General features: G+C 66.3%; 16 protein-coding genes. 6 read left to right on the top strand and 10 right to left on the bottom strand.

All coding sequences use genetic code 11. The annotated features are described in order from the left end of the window. Positions 1-465 precede the first annotated feature (465 nt). The 4 genes from rlmF to FEZ61_RS09215 all read right to left on the bottom strand — a co-directional run bounded on the left by rlmF (position 466) and on the right by FEZ61_RS09215 (position 3,414). Positions 466-1,392, bottom strand: coding sequence for a 23S rRNA (adenine(1618)-N(6))-methyltransferase RlmF (rlmF, locus tag FEZ61_RS09200; protein ID WP_017641721.1), 927 nt, complete (start codon positions 1,390-1,392; stop codon positions 466-468). A 70-nt stretch (positions 1,393-1,462) separates the two neighbouring features. Further along, positions 1,463-2,434, bottom strand: coding sequence for an aldo/keto reductase (locus FEZ61_RS09205; RefSeq protein ID WP_173148348.1), 972 nt, complete (start codon positions 2,432-2,434; stop codon positions 1,463-1,465). Positions 2,435-2,494: 60 nt separating this feature from the next. After that, positions 2,495-3,199 (bottom strand): pseudouridine synthase, encoded by a 705-nt coding sequence (locus FEZ61_RS09210; protein WP_017641723.1) that lies wholly within the window; start codon positions 3,197-3,199, stop codon positions 2,495-2,497. Beyond that, positions 3,199-3,414 (bottom strand): cysteine-rich CWC family protein, encoded by a 216-nt coding sequence (locus FEZ61_RS09215; RefSeq protein ID WP_017641724.1) that lies wholly within the window; start codon positions 3,412-3,414, stop codon positions 3,199-3,201. Before FEZ61_RS09215 ends, FEZ61_RS09210 begins: the two co-directional genes overlap by 1 nt. A gap of 294 nt (positions 3,415-3,708) precedes the next feature. Here FEZ61_RS09215 and FEZ61_RS09220 point away from each other — a divergent pair, with 294 nt between their 5' ends. The 5 genes from FEZ61_RS09220 (at position 3,709) to FEZ61_RS09240 (ending at position 7,862) form a co-directional block, all read left to right on the top strand. Further along, positions 3,709-4,830: a glycerophosphodiester phosphodiesterase gene (locus tag FEZ61_RS09220; protein ID WP_173148350.1), complete on the top strand. Its 1,122-nt coding sequence runs from the start codon at positions 3,709-3,711 to the stop codon at positions 4,828-4,830. 50 nt (positions 4,831-4,880) lie between these two features. Beyond that, positions 4,881-5,309, top strand: coding sequence for an NUDIX hydrolase (locus FEZ61_RS09225; RefSeq protein ID WP_017641726.1), 429 nt, complete (start codon positions 4,881-4,883; stop codon positions 5,307-5,309). 107 nt (positions 5,310-5,416) lie between these two features. Then, positions 5,417-5,716 carry a hypothetical protein gene (locus FEZ61_RS09230; protein ID WP_017641727.1) on the top strand — a complete coding sequence of 100 codons (300 nt, stop codon included), beginning with the start codon at positions 5,417-5,419 and terminating at the stop codon, positions 5,714-5,716. Between the two features lie 64 nt (positions 5,717-5,780). Beyond that, positions 5,781-6,476 carry a uracil-DNA glycosylase gene (gene ung, locus FEZ61_RS09235; RefSeq protein ID WP_173148511.1) on the top strand — a complete coding sequence of 232 codons (696 nt, stop codon included), beginning with the start codon at positions 5,781-5,783 and terminating at the stop codon, positions 6,474-6,476. Positions 6,477-6,572: 96 nt separating this feature from the next. After that, entirely contained in the window at positions 6,573-7,862 is a 1,290-nt protein-coding gene (locus tag FEZ61_RS09240; RefSeq protein WP_173148352.1) for an Nramp family divalent metal transporter, read from the top strand. Positions 7,863-7,872: 10 nt separating this feature from the next. On the opposite strand, the gene FEZ61_RS09245 is transcribed toward FEZ61_RS09240, so the two are convergent. The 3 genes from FEZ61_RS09245 to FEZ61_RS09255 form a co-directional block, all read right to left on the bottom strand. Then, the gene (locus tag FEZ61_RS09245) at positions 7,873-8,823 is read right to left on the bottom strand and encodes a DMT family transporter (protein WP_026083917.1); all 951 of its coding nucleotides are present in this window, start codon (positions 8,821-8,823) and stop codon (positions 7,873-7,875) included. 77 nt (positions 8,824-8,900) lie between these two features. Further along, entirely contained in the window at positions 8,901-9,626 is a 726-nt protein-coding gene (locus FEZ61_RS24680) for an AraC family transcriptional regulator (protein WP_017641731.1), read from the bottom strand. Between the two features lie 79 nt (positions 9,627-9,705). Beyond that, positions 9,706-10,611, bottom strand: a complete 906-nt coding sequence (locus FEZ61_RS09255) for a DMT family transporter (protein ID WP_173148354.1) — start codon at positions 10,609-10,611, stop codon at positions 9,706-9,708. A gap of 93 nt (positions 10,612-10,704) precedes the next feature. Between FEZ61_RS09255 and FEZ61_RS09260 the strand changes: the two genes are divergently transcribed. After that, positions 10,705-11,229 carry a MarR family transcriptional regulator gene (locus tag FEZ61_RS09260; RefSeq protein ID WP_173148356.1) on the top strand — a complete coding sequence of 175 codons (525 nt, stop codon included), beginning with the start codon at positions 10,705-10,707 and terminating at the stop codon, positions 11,227-11,229. A gap of 54 nt (positions 11,230-11,283) precedes the next feature. Here the strand turns inward: FEZ61_RS09260 and FEZ61_RS09265 are convergent, their stop codons facing one another. The 3 genes from FEZ61_RS09265 to plsB all read right to left on the bottom strand — a co-directional run bounded on the left by FEZ61_RS09265 (position 11,284) and on the right by plsB (position 14,996). Beyond that, positions 11,284-11,844: a GNAT family protein gene (locus FEZ61_RS09265; protein WP_173148358.1), complete on the bottom strand. Its 561-nt coding sequence runs from the start codon at positions 11,842-11,844 to the stop codon at positions 11,284-11,286. Positions 11,845-11,954: 110 nt separating this feature from the next. Further along, positions 11,955-12,437: a YbaY family lipoprotein gene (locus tag FEZ61_RS09270; RefSeq protein ID WP_173148360.1), complete on the bottom strand. Its 483-nt coding sequence runs from the start codon at positions 12,435-12,437 to the stop codon at positions 11,955-11,957. Between the two features lie 48 nt (positions 12,438-12,485). After that, positions 12,486-14,996: a glycerol-3-phosphate 1-O-acyltransferase PlsB gene (plsB, locus tag FEZ61_RS09275; protein ID WP_173148362.1), complete on the bottom strand. Its 2,511-nt coding sequence runs from the start codon at positions 14,994-14,996 to the stop codon at positions 12,486-12,488. Between the last annotated feature and the right edge of the window lie 318 nt (positions 14,997-15,314).

Genomic DNA, 15,314 nt, shown 5'->3' on the forward strand with positions numbered 1-15,314 from the left:
GCCCCTCTCTTGTGCGTCACCGGAGGAGTCGGAGCAAAAACGCAATGCGCGGCCTTGGCAGCGGCTGACCGGAGACAGAGGTCTCGGGCGCGGCTACGTGCGCATGCGTTTTTGTTGCTGGACATTTTAATGAGAAGGGTCGGGGATGCCTAGCCCGTAATTCATAGGCTTTGCCTATTATCCTTTGGTCTAATCTCTTGCGACCTGGGTCAAAGTCCCGCCAGATGCCTCGGCGGGCGAACCGCAGCGGTGCCGGGGCCGCTCCGCGAATAGCCGGCGGTACCGACGAAACCGGCCAGAAAGCCGCCGAAGGGTCGTCGTCCGTAGCGGTAAGCAGGGGTGGAAAGATCGACCAAGTGCTATACGAAAGGTCGACGAGCTAAGGTCAGACGAGGCCTAGGTCGGGCTGGCGATCCACGCCTTTTTCAACGAAGCATCGCCGCGCGGGCATTTTTCGTACAGCACCTAGCCGAAACGCCAGGCGAGAAAGCGACTCTGCTTCTGGCCCTGGGCCATGGCCACGACACGGATCTCGCTGGCTTGCTCGCGGTGCAGCGCCGCCTGTAGCAGCGGCAGGTTGCTGACCTTGGACACCAGACAGGTGAACCAGCCGACCTGCTTGGCGAAGGCGCGGCTCTCGCGAATCATCCGTTCGATAAAGGCTGCCTCGCCGCCGGGGCACCAGAGTTCGGCCGCCTGGCCGCCGAAGTTGAGCAGGGGAACCTGCTTGCCCGTGGTCTTGCCCAGGTTCTTCCATTTGCGCGTGCTGCCGCGCACGGCATCGTCGGGGCTGGCGTGGAAGGGCGGATTGCACAGGGTGGCGGCGTAGCGCTCTCCAGGTTGCAGGATGCCGGCGAAGATCGCCTGGGGATCCGGCTGGTGGCGCAATTCGATGGCGGCGGCGCAATCCGGATTGGCGGCCAGGGTGCGGCCGAAAGCGTCCAGGGCCGCTGGGGCGATGTCGCTGCCCACGAAGTGCCAGCCATACTCTTTGAAGCCGATCAACGGGTAGACGCCATTGGCGCCGGTGCCTACGTCCAGCAGCCGCGTCGTCGCGCCACGGGGAATCCGGCCACCCGTGCCCTCGGCCAGCAGATCGGCCAGATGATGCAGGTAATCCGCCCGACCGGGAATCGGTGGGCAGAGGAAATCGGCGGGGATGTCCCAGTCCCGCACGCCGTGGTGCAGCGCCAGCAAGGCCCGATTGAGCGCCCGAACCGCCTGGGGATCGGTGAAATCGATGGACAGATTGCCCCGCGGCGTCGGTGCCACGAAGGGCCTGAGCGCTGGGCTCGTCCGCATCAGGGCCGGAAAGTCATAGCTGCCCTGGTGGCGATTGCGTGGATGCAGGGGCGCGGGGCGGCCAGGCAGGGGGCGGCGGGGCGAGGTCATGGCGGTGGACAGGGTCGAAAAGGGGGCGGCGAGCCTAGCACAGCCGCCCCCTTGACTCACGCAAAGGGGCTCACGCTGGCGTCGGTGCATCTTCCGGCAATGCCCCGATCTCACGCAGATTGCGCCAGAAGGCAGCGGGGATAGGCGCCCGCAGCAGTTCAGCGTTCTGCCGGGCCCGCGCCGGGGTGCTGCTGCCGGGGATGGTGGCGGCCACGGTGGGATGGGCCAGGCAGAACTGCAGGGCCGCGGCGCGGATATCCACCCCGTGATCCTGGCAGACGCCTTCGATCAATTCGACCTTGCGGCGCAACGCAGGCTCGGCTTCGGCATAGTTGTAGTGCTTGCCGCCGGCCAGCAAGCCGGAGTTGAAGGGCCCGCCCACCACGATGCCCACGCCGCGGCGTTCGCATTCGGGGAAGAGGGTGTCCAGGGCTTCGCGGTGGTCCAGCAGCGAATAGCGACCGGCCAGCAGGAAGGCGTCGGGATCGCTTTGCTCCAGCGCCAGCCGGCAGGGTTCCACCAGGTTGACGCCCAGGCCCCAGCCCAGGATCAGGCCTTCCTCGCGCATCTCGGTGAGGGCCTTGGCCGCCCCCTGCATGGCCTGGGCGAAGTAGTCGCGCCAGGCCGGACCGTGCTGGTCTTCCGAGAGATCGTGAATCCAGACCAGATCGAGGCGGTCGGTCTTGAGGCGTTCCAGGCTGGCTTCGATGGAGCGACGGGCACCCTCGGCGGAATAGTCGAGCACCCGCTTGAAGGGCAGTTCGTTGACGAACGGCGGAGCGTTTTCCGGCTGGTCAGCCGGCTCCAGCAGGCGACCGACCTTGCTGCAGAGCACGAAGTCATCGCGCGGTTTGTCGGCCAGCACCTCGGCGAAGCGGCGCTCGGACAGACCGGCGCCATAGTGCGGCGAGGTATCGTAGAGGCGGATGCCAGCATCCCAGGCGGCTTCGAGGGTCGCCCGGGCGTCGGCGTCGCCTACCTCGCGGAACATGTTGCCCAGAGGGGCGCCGCCGAAACCGAGGGAGGGGATGTCGATACGCATGAAAGGTCTCCGGGAGGGTGCGTGTCTGCATCCCGACCGGTACTCCCGAGTCCCGTTCCCCTAATCCGCCGGACGTAGCAGGGCCACCTCGGCAGCGGTGAGCGAGCGATAGGCGCCCTCCGCCAGCGCCGGATCCAGGGGCAGCGCGCCGATACGATCGCGGTGCAGGGCGATGACCTCGATGCCGAAGCGACCGAACATGCGCTTGACCTGGTGATAGCGGCCCTCGACCAGGGTCAGGTAGGCGCTGTGCTCATCCAGCAGCTCCAGCTGGGCGGGCTGGGTGGTGAGGTCTTCGTAGGCGAAATAGAGTCCTTCGGCGAAGGCGGTCACCAACTGCGGTGGGATGACCTCGGCGGTGGTGACCCGGTAGCGCTTGGTCTGCTTGTGGCGGGGATGACTGAGGCCTCGCGACCACTGGCCGTCGTTGGTGAGCAGCAGCAGGCCGGTGGTGTTGAAGTCCAGCCGGCCGGCCAGGTGCAGGTCGGCGCGCTGGTCCGCTGCCAGGCAGTCCAGCACCGTGGCATGGCGGGCGTCGACGGTGGCGCTCACGCAGCCACGTGGCTTGTGCAGCATCAGATAGCGACCGCCGGGACCGTCCTGCAGCAGGCGTTCGTCGGCCTCGATGCGATCGAAGGTGAACACCTCCTGCTCGGCCTGCTGGGTGGTGGCGCCATTGACCCGCACCCGGCCTTCGGCGAGCAGACGGCGGGCCAGTTGGCGACCCAGTTCGGGTCTGTTGCCCAGCCAACGGTCCAGGCGCATCAGCGGGATTCGCGCGCAATACCCGCCGCGCAGGCCGGGCACAGGCAGCGCTGGTTGCGCTCGTCCTCGGGCAGGCGCGTCAAGGCCGCTGGATCGACCGGCGTCTGCAGGCACCAGCAATCGTGGATCTCGCCACCGGTGGCGAGGGCGCAGCTATTGGCCTTGCCGCATAGCGGGCAGCGGGTGGGATCGCAGGGGATGGGTGATGCAGCCATGGTGATCTCGTCAGGCGAAGCGGGCGGCAGAGTACCGGAAATTGCGACCTGGATAACGTCTGCTGCCCCGGGTGTCTGCCCAATGTCACATCCGGGGTGCAGTCTGCCACCTGAAGGCTGTTCAGGGGGGCGGTAGGGGATCGACGACAGGCTGTCGTCCTTGACCGACCGACCCATCCGCTCACCTTGAGCTAGGCTTCTGCAGCTGTTTCCGTGGAGCCGCAGCCGAACCTGCAAGGGGGCGTGCGATCTCCAGCAGCCTCAGCGCTACCCGTCGGACCACCCGAGGACCCCATGACAATAAACGCCTTGCGCACCCTGATCCGTACCCTCATACCCGGAACCCTGCTGGTCAGCCAGCTGGCCCTGGCCACCGAAGCCGACGTCGGCCAGACCCTGGCCCGCCAGGCCGGCATTCCCTGGCCGGCGGTGATCGCCCATCGCGGCGCCTCCTTCGATGCGCCGGAATCCACCGCCCCGGCCTATCTGGTGGCACGAGAGCTGGGTGCCGACTACCTGGAGCTCGATCTGCAGCGCACCAAGGACGGCCAGCTCATCGCCCTGCACGACGACACCCTGGAACGCACCACTGATGTCGCCAAGCGCTTTCCCGAGCGCGCCAAGGCGCCGGTCAGCCAGTTCACCCTGGCCGAGCTCAAGTCGCTGGATGCCGGCAACTGGTTCAACCAGGCCCATCCCGACCGCGCCCGAGCCAAGTTCGCCGGACTCAAGATCCTCACCCTTGACGAGGTCATCGATATCGCCGAGGGCGGGCGCAACAAGCCGGGCCTCTACATCGAGACCAAGCAGCCCAAGCTGTTCCCCGGCATCGAGCGTGATCTCAAGGCCAAACTGACCCAGCGCGGCTGGCTCGGTCAGCCCAAGGCCGGTGCCACCGGTGTCGCCGCCATGCCCGGGCGGGTGATCCTGCAAACCTTCGAGAAAGGCAGCCTGGAGCTGCTGCAAAAGGAGATGCCCAATACGCCGAAGATCCTGCTGCTGTGGCTGGGCGATGACTACATCCCGGCCAAGCCCGGGCCGACCTATGCCGAGTCGGGGGAGGCCAGCAAGGCGGCCTACTACGCCAAGCAGCAGGTACGTTCCGAGGGTGACTTCACCGCCTGGGTCGAATGGGCCAAGGCCCATGGCGCCATCGGCATCGGTCCGTCGGCGGCACTGGAGGAGGGTGGCGACCAGAGCTACGCGGACCTGGTGAAGCCCTGGATGAACGACGTGGCCCACGAGCGCGGCCTGCTGGTGCACGCCTATACCGTGGATTCGGCGGTGGACTTCGCTCGCCTGGCGCCGCGTGGTGTGGATGGCTTCTTCACCAACCGCAGCGCCGAACTGCTGAAGTTCTATGAGCGGCCGGCCAAGCAGGCACCTGGCGCCCTGCTCAAGCAGTTGGGTTATTGAGGCCCGGCGGGGAGGCCTGGCGGTCTCCCCGTCATCACTGGAAGTTCAGCATGTCCCGCCATGCCTTCAACGGCGCCAAGCTGGCACTGCTCTGCGCTGACCAGATCCTGGTCTATCAGCGCGACGACAAGCCCGACATTCCCTGGCCTGGCCTCTGGGATCTGCCCGGGGGCGGTCGCGAAGACGGCGAGACCCCGGAGCGTTGTGCCTTGCGCGAGCTGGACGAGGAATTCGGCCTGGTACTGGATGAAGCTCGGCTGACCTGGGGTCGCTGTTATCCACCGCGCCAGCCCGGCTATCTCCCCAGCTGGCTGTTCGCCGGAGAACTGCACCCGGCCGAGATCGCTGCCATTCGCTTTGGCGACGAAGGGCAGCACTGGCAACTGATGAGTCTCGCCGACTTCCTCGCCCATCCTCAGGGTATACCCCATCTGCAGGAGCGACTGCGGGACTACCTGAGCGAACAGGACGAGCGCTGACCGACGTCTCTTAATCCCGGCTGAATGAACGCGCGATAAGCAAGCGTGAGCAGCAGGCGCAGCTTAGACTTTCTCCAGGCTCATCCGGGCCGTCCTGGAGATCTCTCATGCGCCATCTTCTCTTGGCGTCGCTCTGTGCCCTGACCTTCACCGGCTGCACCGTCTACGACACGTCCCCACGCTATTACAGCCGTCCGGCGCCGCCCGCGGCGGTCTTCTACGGCACGCCGGCCTATCCGCCGCCCGTGGTCATCGTGCGACCCTATGGCCACGGCTACTACTATCGGCCGGCTCCTCCACCGCCGCCCCACTGGGGGCCAGGCCCGGGGTGGGGACCGCCGGGCTGGGGGCCGCGTCCGGGTTATGGTCCGCCCGGCTGGGGCCCGCGCTATGGTCCGCGCTGGTAGCGGGTTTGACAGGGGCAGCCAGCTTTCCTAGGGTGCTGCCCTTGTCTTGACCAGGAAGCCCCGAATCGTGGACGACGATCGCATCAAGCTCGACCCCCAATGGAAAGCCGCGCTGCGCGACGAATTCGAGCAGCCCTACATGCGTCAGCTGAGCGAATTCCTCAGGCGCGAAAAGGCGGCGGGCAAGGTCATCTATCCGCCCGGTCCGCTGATCTTCAATGCCCTCAATACCACCCCTTTGGATCAGATCCGGGTGGTCATCCTTGGCCAGGATCCCTATCACGGGCCGGGCCAGGCCCACGGCCTGAGCTTTTCGGTGCAGCCTGGCGTGCCGGCACCACCGTCGTTGCAGAACATCTTCAAGGAACTCAAGCGCGACCTGAACCTGCCCATTCCCAACCACGGCTATCTGCAGCACTGGGCCGAGCAGGGCGTCCTGCTGCTCAACACCTCGCTGACGGTGGAGCAGGCCAACGCCGGTTCGCACGCCAAGGCCGGCTGGCAGCGCTTCACCGACCGTATCATCGAGGTGGTCAGCGCCGAGCGCGAGAATCTGGTGTTCCTGCTCTGGGGCAGCCATGCCCAGAGCAAGCAGACGCTCATCGATCCCCAGAAGCACCTGATCCTCAAGTCGGCGCATCCCTCGCCGCTGTCGGCCCACCGCGGCTTCATCGGCAACGGCCACTTCGGCCGCACCAACGAATTCCTGCGCAACGCCGGCCTCACCCCCATCGACTGGGCGCTGCCGCCACTGTCCTAGAGCGGTTCAGGCGTTTACACCTTGTAATCCTCCGGCGCTTGTTGACTGACCGGTCATCCGGGACAGTCGAGGCACGTCCCACACCGGAGAGAGCCCATGACCGAAAACAACAACAAGGTCGCGCCCACCCCCTCGGCGGCCGATCCGTCGCAACCGCCCCGCGGTACCCTGGCGCGCTGGAAACTGGTGGGCCCGGGCATCGTGGTCGCGGTGACCGGAGTCGGCGCCGGCGATCTGGTCGCCACCCTCATCGCCGGCTCGCGCTTCGGCTATGCCCTGCTCTGGGCCGCGGTGGTGGGCTGCATCGTCAAGATCGCCCTGGCCGAAGGCTCCGCGCGCTACCACCTGGCCACCGGCTCGACCATGCTCGAAGGCTGGCGCTCGCTGGGCATCTGGACCTACTGGTACTTCGGCATCTACATCGTGCTCTGGGGCTTCGTCTATGGCGGCACCGCCATGAGCGCCACGGCCTTGCCGCTGGCCGCGCTGTTCCCGGACGTGCTGCCGTTCTGGGCCTGGGGCGCCCTGTCGGGCATCGCCGGCGCGGTTTTCGTGCTGCTCAATCGCTATGCGGTGTTCGAGGCGGCGATGAAGTTCTTCATCGGCGTGATGTTCGTGGTGGTGGTGGGGCTGGCCATCCTGGTCATGCCCAACCTCGGCCATGCCGTCACCGGCCTGGTGCCGACCATCCCCGAAGGCTCGGCGATCTACACCCTGGGCCTCATCGGCGGCGTCGGTGGCACCATCACCATGGCCGCCTATGGCTACTGGGTGAACGCCAAGGGTTGGCGGACTCCGGCCTGGATGGGCGTGATGCGCCTGGACAACCAGGTGGCCTACATCGCCACCGGCATCTTCGTCATCGCCATGCTCATCGTCGGCGCCGAGTTGCTCTATACCGCGCAGATCACCCTTTCCAGCGGCGATCGCAGCCTGCTCGACCTAGACGAGGTGCTGGAGCAGCGCTTCGGCCCGGTGGTCTCCGCCGTCTTCCTGATCGGCTTCGCGGCGACCACCTTCTCCTCGATCCTGGGCGTCTGGCATGGCGTGTCCCTGCTGTTCGCCGACTTCGTCCGCCAGGCCACCGGTGGCACCGGCGACCGGGGTGATCTGGAGAAGACCCCGGCCTTCCGTTTCTATGTGCTCTGGCTGACCTTCCCGCCGATGGTGTTGCTGCTGCTCGGCCGCCCCTTTGGCCTGATCATCGCCTACGGGGCCTTTGGCGCCTTCTTCATGCCGTTCCTGGCCCTGACGCTGATCTGGCTGCTCAACTCCAAGCGGGTGCCCAAGGAATGGCGTTCGGGCTGGCTGTCCAACGGCCTGCTGGGGCTGGCCGCGGCGCTGTTCATCGTGCTCAGCCTGAACGAGATAGCCCGGTTGTTCTAGGGCTGCGCTGCTAGCAGGCCGACCCGGCTGGCGCGCTGGTCGGGACAGGCTGCTGGTGGCACCTCAGGCACCAGACCACCCCCACGATCAGCAGGCCGATGGCCAGGGCTTCCAGCAGCGTCGGTAACCGCCACTGCCAGAGAAAGCCGTAGAGCAGCGAAGACAGCGTTTCGATGACGATGGCCTGGCCGCTCAGGGTCAGCGGCAGGCGGCGACTGGCCTGGTTCCAGCAGAAGCCACCGACCACCGAGGCGAGCAGCGCCACGCCGGCGGCTACCACCAGCGGCTGCACCCAGTCCTGGGGTGCCCGTACCAGCAGTTCCGGCCCCAGCAGGAAGGGCGCGGCCAGCAGCGCCTGGAGGCCGGTCACTCCGCCCAGCAGCAGGGCCCAGTCGTGGCTGCCGATGGCAGTCACGGTCAGGTGACGGGTATTGGCTACCGCGAACCAACTCCAGGCCAGCAGGGCGCCGCAGGCGCAGAGCAAACCCAGGGCCGGTTGGGCGCCCAGGGCCGTGACGGTCAGCGCCTCGTAGCTGATCAGCCCCACCCCGAGCAGGGCACAGGCCATTGATGGCCATAGGCGATCGACACCCACGGCCCCGGTGTCAGCGCGCGCGGCCAGGGCTACCAGCAGCGGAATCAGGCCGACGATCAGGGTGGTCGCGGCGATGCCGGCCTGCTGCACCCCGGCGCCTACCAGGGCGTAGTAGCCCAGGTTGCCGATCAGGCTCAGCCAGAACAGCCGTCTCCCATCGCTACGGGTGAGTTGTGCGCGCAGCCTGTGCCAGCGTGGCAGGAGCAACACCAGCGAGACCCCGCCGTAACAGAGAAAGCGCAGCACGGCGAACTGGGCGCCGCCGAGATCGGGCACCAGCGCCGGGGCGAGAAAGATCACGCCCCAGCACAGGCCTGCCGCGACCCCATAGCCAATTCCCGTTGCCGATACCCGTCGTTCGCTCATGTCACTCGCCTTCGCTGTTTCGGCAGCAGTCTGGCGATAGCCTGAGGGGTGGGTCTTGCGCGAGGCTCCGGCGTTTTTTACCCAGGCGTGCGCTGGCTGCGCCGCCAGGCGGCGGGGCTGATGCCCTGGCGACGGGTCATGGCCCTGGTGAGGGCGGCCTGATCGGAAAAGCCGACGCGCAGGGCGATCTCGACGATGGGCAGGCGGCTGTCTCCCAGCCAGCGCTGGGCCTGGCGCAGCCGCAGATCGGTCAGCCAGGCCTGGGGTGTCTGGCCGAAGCGCTCGTGGAAAAGCAGGTGCAGGCGACTCAGGCCGACCCCGGCCAGATTGGCCATGGCCGCATTGGTCCAGTCACCCGCCGGCTGGGCCTCTACCCGTGCCAGCAAGAGCTCGAAGGCCGAGGCCGGGACTGTGATGGTAAGGGAGTGCAGGAGCAGGCGTATGAGTTCGCTGGCGTGCTGGGTGAGGGCTGCCGCTGGAGTCAGTTCGGCAAAGGTGATCAACTGCCGTGCCGCCGGTGGAATCGGCAGGCCGGGTTGGCGCAGCGCCTGATCCAGCGTCCGGGCCGGTAGCCAGTCGGTTGCGCAGTCGATCACCAGGAAGCGGCTGTCCGGCGCGGACAGCTGCGCATGACCGCAGTCAGGCGCTACCAGGGCCGCGAGACCGGTATGCAGTCGCGTCTCGCCTCGACCTTCCAGCTCCAGCTGCATCCCGCCCTGAATGGGCAGCACCAACTGGGCGAAGGCATGGGCATGGGGCCGATGTTCGCCCTCATAGCTCTTGATGGCGAGGCGTGGCGTCACGAGTCACCTTGGGAGAAGGGTAAGAGCCAGGATCTTCGCACGGAACCCAGAACGAGGCGTAGCAGGGGAGTCAGGTATATCACCTCGCGACCGCGATGGACGCCAGGATGAGGGCGGCGCCGAGAAGCATGCCCATCGTCGGTCGTTCGTCCAGCCAGAGAAAGGCGGCGACCAGGCCGAATACCGGAATGAGGGCGAGATAGAGACCGGCGCTGGCGGCGCTCAGGTGGCGCAAGCCCAGGAGGTAGAGCCAAAAGGGCAGGGCGTATTGTAGAACCCCGGACAGCGCCGCCTCGGCGATCACTGCCTTGTCCAGGGCATCCCAGCGGGGGGTGGCGAACCCCGCGGCGACGATGACCCCTTGCAGCGCCAGGATGAACAACAGTCCAGCGCCTTGTTGCACCAAGGCCAGGCTGGCGGGTGGATAGAGATTTGCCAAGCGCGACGAAGCGATGACGTAGCCGGCGGCGAACAGCGTCCCCAGCACGATCAGCAGATCGCCCCGGAGCGAGGTTGCCGAATTCCCGGTCTCGCTACCGCAAAGGCCGATCAGCGACAAACCGATCACGGTGCTCAGCAGACAAGCGAGCAGGCGTCGCCGAGGACGTTGCCCCAGTAGTAGCCAGCCCAGCAGGACGATGAACATGGGTTCGGCCGAACCTATCACCGCGGCATGGCCGGCGCTGGTCAGGGAGAGACCGGCGAGCCCTATCCCATAAGCCAGCCCTGGTTCGAGCACGTCTGGCCAGGCGGTACGCAGCAAGAGCGGCCACGATGCCGGCCGGCGGCTCTCGCGCGATGCGAGAATAGCCAGAAAGAGCAGACTGGCTAGCAATTGGATCGGCAGCAGGGTCGCGGCGGGCACCTGTTCCAGCAGGTCGCGGCTGGCGACGGTGGCCAGGCCCCAGCAGGCTGCCGAACCTATCATGGCTAGCGTCGCCAGACTGCGGTCGCGCTTGAAGGGGATCGCTTGGGTGGCTGTCATTTAAGCTAGGCTCGCATTCTGAGAAGTCATGGGGATGAAGCTAATGAATAGTGACGTGTTTTTAAATGTATGCAGAACACATATATTAGAGCCATGAACGAAGCGCAACTGGAAAATCTCTTGGGGGCCTGCGCTCTGGCCGTGGCCGATGCCCAGACCCAGGCTTTACAGCAGGCGAGTGGCGTCAGCAGCGCCGGCTGTACCGTGCTCAATGCCCTGGCTCAGTATCCCGGCCTGACGATCCGTGAGCTGGCGGCCATTGCCGGTCTCAGCCATTCGGTCATGGTGCGCACGCTCGATGCCCTGGTCGGTGCGGGCCTGGTCAGTCGCCAACCTGGGCAGGATCGCCGTGAAGTCCAGGCCAGCCTGACTTCGGCGGGCGAGGTGCAACGTGAGCGGCTGATCGCGGCGCGAACGGCGGTATTGACGCGGGCGCTGGATGCCGTACCCCAGACCCAGCGGGACGCCTTGCAGCAGGCCTTGGTAGCCATACTGGCCGCGCTGACGACCGGCGCGCAGCAGGCCGATCATCTCTGCCGCTTCTGCGATGAGTCTGCCTGTGGCTCGAGTTGTCCGGTAGCAGCCGAGGTCGAGCACTTGGCTGCCAAAAAAGCCTAGTCGGCGTTACGGCAAGCGCGTGTTCGAAGGCTGCCGCGCGTCAGCCAAGGGTTATTAGGTCTGCGCTACCGGCCATTCTTGCGCCAGCACCGCGTAGACGTACTCGTCCCCCCACATTCCGGCGAAGCGGTCGTTCTCGACGAAGTGGGCTTCCCGGCGCAAGCCCAGGCGTTCCACCACGCCTATCGAGCCCTGATTAAGCACGTCCAGGCGAGCGAAAATGCGGTGCAGGCCTAGCTCCGCGAAACCGAAGGTGAGTAATCGCGCAACGGCCTCGGTGGCGTAGCCCTGGCCTGCGTGTTCAGGATCGAAGATGTAGCCGACCTCAGCTTGCCGTGCGTCCACGCTTGCCAGCTTGAGCAACACCTCGCCCAAGACCCTGCCATCAGCCTTCCTGACGACGGCCAACCTTAACTCGTCGCCCGTCGTCTCGAAGCGGGGCTGCTGCAGATCGCGGAAACGCTCGACGAGCGCCGCTGGGGTAGGGGGTTCGCTATAAAGATACCGGTAGACACCCGGCTTGCTGTGGTAGGACGCATAGGTCTCAAGGTCAGACGGTTGGAAAGGCCTGATCGAAAGTCGGGGTGTCGTGAGCGTTAGTTGGGCAAAGTCCAAGAGCGGGTTCCTGAGCGATCATGGAACCCGGACCTTGCCTTTTATCGCTATCGCTTAACCAGTCAGCGGACAGCTGCTGTTACGAAATGGACATCCAGAGTGGCTGGACCTCAACGCACCGGCTGCAACGGCAACTCCACCTCGCCACCGCTGTTCAGGTCCACCACTACCGGCTCCTGGGTCAGGTACAGTGGGCGACCGCCCAGCAGGATGCGGCCGCTGAGCAGGTAGCGCTCGCCGTTCTTGACCTTGGCTGGGGCGTAGTCGAGGCGGAAGGGCACCTGGTCCTGCTGCTTGACGAACAGGGTTCGCTGGGCCAGCCGACCGGCAGGGGTGTCGCCGGCGCTGGCGCTGTAGAGGCTGACGGTGAGCTTGGCGGTAGGCGGCACTGGCTCGTTGGCGGTAAAGGTGGCCTGACCGCTGAGACTGGTCATGCTTGGCTGGGTGGGTACGCCAGGGGTGGTGGTCTGCGGCTGCTCGGTGGGCGGCAACGGCTGGCCGCTCGGCGGCGGTGGTGTCGCGGGGCCGGGGCGCAGCCCGCTACAGGCGCTGAGCAGCAGCGAGGTGGCGAGCAGGGCGGCGATTCTTTTCATGGCTAGATCCTGGACTGAAATCGACTGCTGTGACCCACGGACGCCGGCTTAGTTGCCGGCGACAACGGGTGTTTCCGGATCCGGCAGGTCCGGGGCATCGGGGCGGTCCAGGGCCACCTGGCGGATCGACAGGCGAATCTCCGCCGGCAACACCCGCTTGCCGGCACCCTCGGCCAACTCGCCGAGCAATTCATGGTGGCCCAGGGTGCCGTCGTCGGCCTTGCGCAGCACCCCCTCGGCCAGCAGCGTCTGAATGAAATGGCGGAACAGCGACTTGTCGAAGAATTCCGGCGCATTGAGGCCGTGCAGCACCGACAGCCGCTGGGCCATCACCGTGCAGAGTTCTTCCAGCTGCGGAGCGGTCAGGCTGTTCTGGCCGTGGTTGAGGATCAGTGCGGTGGTCATGTAGTAGCGCTGCAGGGTCTGCAGGACGGCTCGCGCCAGCAGGGTGAGGCGGACGAATTGCCGCGAGCTGGGCGCGGCGCGCACGAAGACGTCGTCCTCGATACGCAGCAGGCCGCGCTCCACCATGGCTTCCAGCCAGCCGTCCAGCACCAGGGGCAGCTCCTCGCGCTCCCAGTGGATGAACAGCTCGGCCTGCAGATAGGGATAGAGCGCCAGGGCGAATCTATGGATCAGCTCACGGGTCATGCGCCCGGTGTTCTGGAAGAAGCTGGCGATCAGCGCCGGGATGGCGAAGAGGTGCAGGACGTTGTTGCGGTAGTAGGTCATCAGCACCGCGTTCTGCTCGTCCAGGTAGAGGATGCGCCCCAGGGCGTCCTGCTGCTCGGAGAGGAAACCCAGGGCGCGCACCTCCTCGATGATCGCCTGGCCGTCGCCCTCGGGCAGGGTGACGCTGGTGGAGTAGGGCACCCGCTTCAGCAGATCCAGATAGAGGTCGATGGCGCGTACCAGAGCGCCTTCGTCGAGGGCCTGGCGATGGGTCGAGAGCAGCGCCAGGGCCACCAGGTTGACCGGGGTGACGGCCGCCGCGGCATTGATGCGGCGTACCACCCGCTCGCCCAATTCGTGGGTGACCGAATTGAACCAGGCAGGCTTCAGGTCTTCGTCGAGGGGTTCGTCGCGCCAGCCCGGACGGCGGGCATCGAGAAAGCCCTGCAGCGGAATGGGTTCGCCGAAGTTGACCCAGACCCGGCCGAAGCGCTGGCGCAGGGCGCCAAACACCTTGACCAGGTCGAAGATGGATTCCTTCTTTTTCGCCGCGCCGCGCAATTCACCCAGGTAGGTGCGGCCCTCGAAGACCTTCTCGTAGCCGATGTACACCGGCACGAAGACGATGGGCCGCCGGGAGTCGCGCAGGAAGCTACGCAGGGTCATGGCCAGCATGCCGGTGCGCGGCTGCAGGGTGCGTCCGGTACGCGAACGGCCGCCCTCGACGAAGTATTCGGTGGAGAAGCCGCGGCTGAACAGACTGTGCAGGTATTCGTTGAACACCGCGGCATAGAGGGCGTTGCCCTTGAAGCTGCGCCTCATGAAGAAGGCCCCGCCACGGCGCAGGATATTGCCCACCACCGGCATGTCCAGGTTGATGCCGGCGGCGATGTGCGGCGGCGTCAGGCCGTTCTGGAACAGCAGGTAGGACAGCAGCAGGTAGTCGATGTGGCTGCGATGGCAGGGCACGTAGACCACAGTGTGACCGGGCGCCATCTCCTGGATCCGCTCGATGTGGCTGACCGTGACGCCATCGTAGATGCTGTTCCAGAACCAGCGTAGACCCACGTCCAGGCAGCGCACCACCGGATAGGAGAAGTCCGAGGCGATCTCCCGCGCATAGTGCGCCGCCTCGTCTTCGATGCGCCCGGGGGTGGCCTTGCGCTGGACGATTTCGTGGGCGATGGTCGCCCGTACCTGAGGCGCCCGCAGCAGGCCGCGCAGCAGGGTGCGTCGGTGCGACAGGTCCGGGCCGATCACCGCCTGGCGCACGTTGCGGAAGTGGATGCGCAACCGCCGCATCACCAGACGTTCCAGGCGCTGTGGATCGGGGCGCTGGCTGGCCAGTTCGCCCAGCGACAGCGGCTTGGAGAACTGCACCCGGGTCAGCCGGCCCAGCACCAGGATGCGCGCCAGCTTGCGCAGCCGTCCGGTCACCACCCAGTTGTCCGCCCAGAGCAGCTTCCAGGGACTGGTCTCGCGATCCGGCGACTGGCCCCAGAAGACGCTGACCGGTACCAGCTGGACGTCTTCCAGCTGCTGCTCGGTCACTGCGGTCACCACCCGGCGCAGGGTAGGAGGTACCGAGCGCCGGGCGGGGCGCCCGCGCCAGTTCGCCTTGCCGGTGGCGTTGAAGTAGGCCAGTGGTTCGGTCTTGCTCCCCAGCACCAGCGGGCGTAGCGGTCGTGGCAGGCCGGCCTTGCGGCATTCCCGGTCGAGCACCGCCAGATCGCTCAGCGAGGCCTCGGGCAGTACGTAGAGCACTGGTTTGGTGGGATCGATGCGGCTGAGCAGGCTGGCCGCCTGGGTGGTCTCGGAGCGAACCCAGAGATAGAGCAGGCGCTTGAGCAGCGAGAAGGCCAGCAGACGCAGCGGCGAACGGGTCATGGAGGGCTACCGGGTGGACGGGGCGGCAGTGTGCCGGATGGCCTGGCGGGCGTAAAACCACCCGTGTTGTTCTGACTTCGACCCGGCAGTCGGCGCCTTGTCCCCAGCGTCGAAAAAATGCCATTCAAATCGTCGACAATCCGGCGCTGGCGTGGCTTCCAGCCGTGATGGCACTGTGCGTAAAGAACGTTGCTTTTGCCGGAAAAGCCCTGCTTCATAAGGTTTCGGCAACGTGTTGCCGATGGTCGGATACGGGCCAGCCTGGCGACCGGTCCGATGCGCGACCTGTACCGATACAACAAAGCGACCCGGTCGCCC

This window comes from Pseudomonas sp. MS15a(2019) (genome assembly GCF_013277805.1).
Classification (GTDB): domain Bacteria; phylum Pseudomonadota; class Gammaproteobacteria; order Pseudomonadales; family Pseudomonadaceae; genus Chryseomonas; species Chryseomonas benzopyrenica.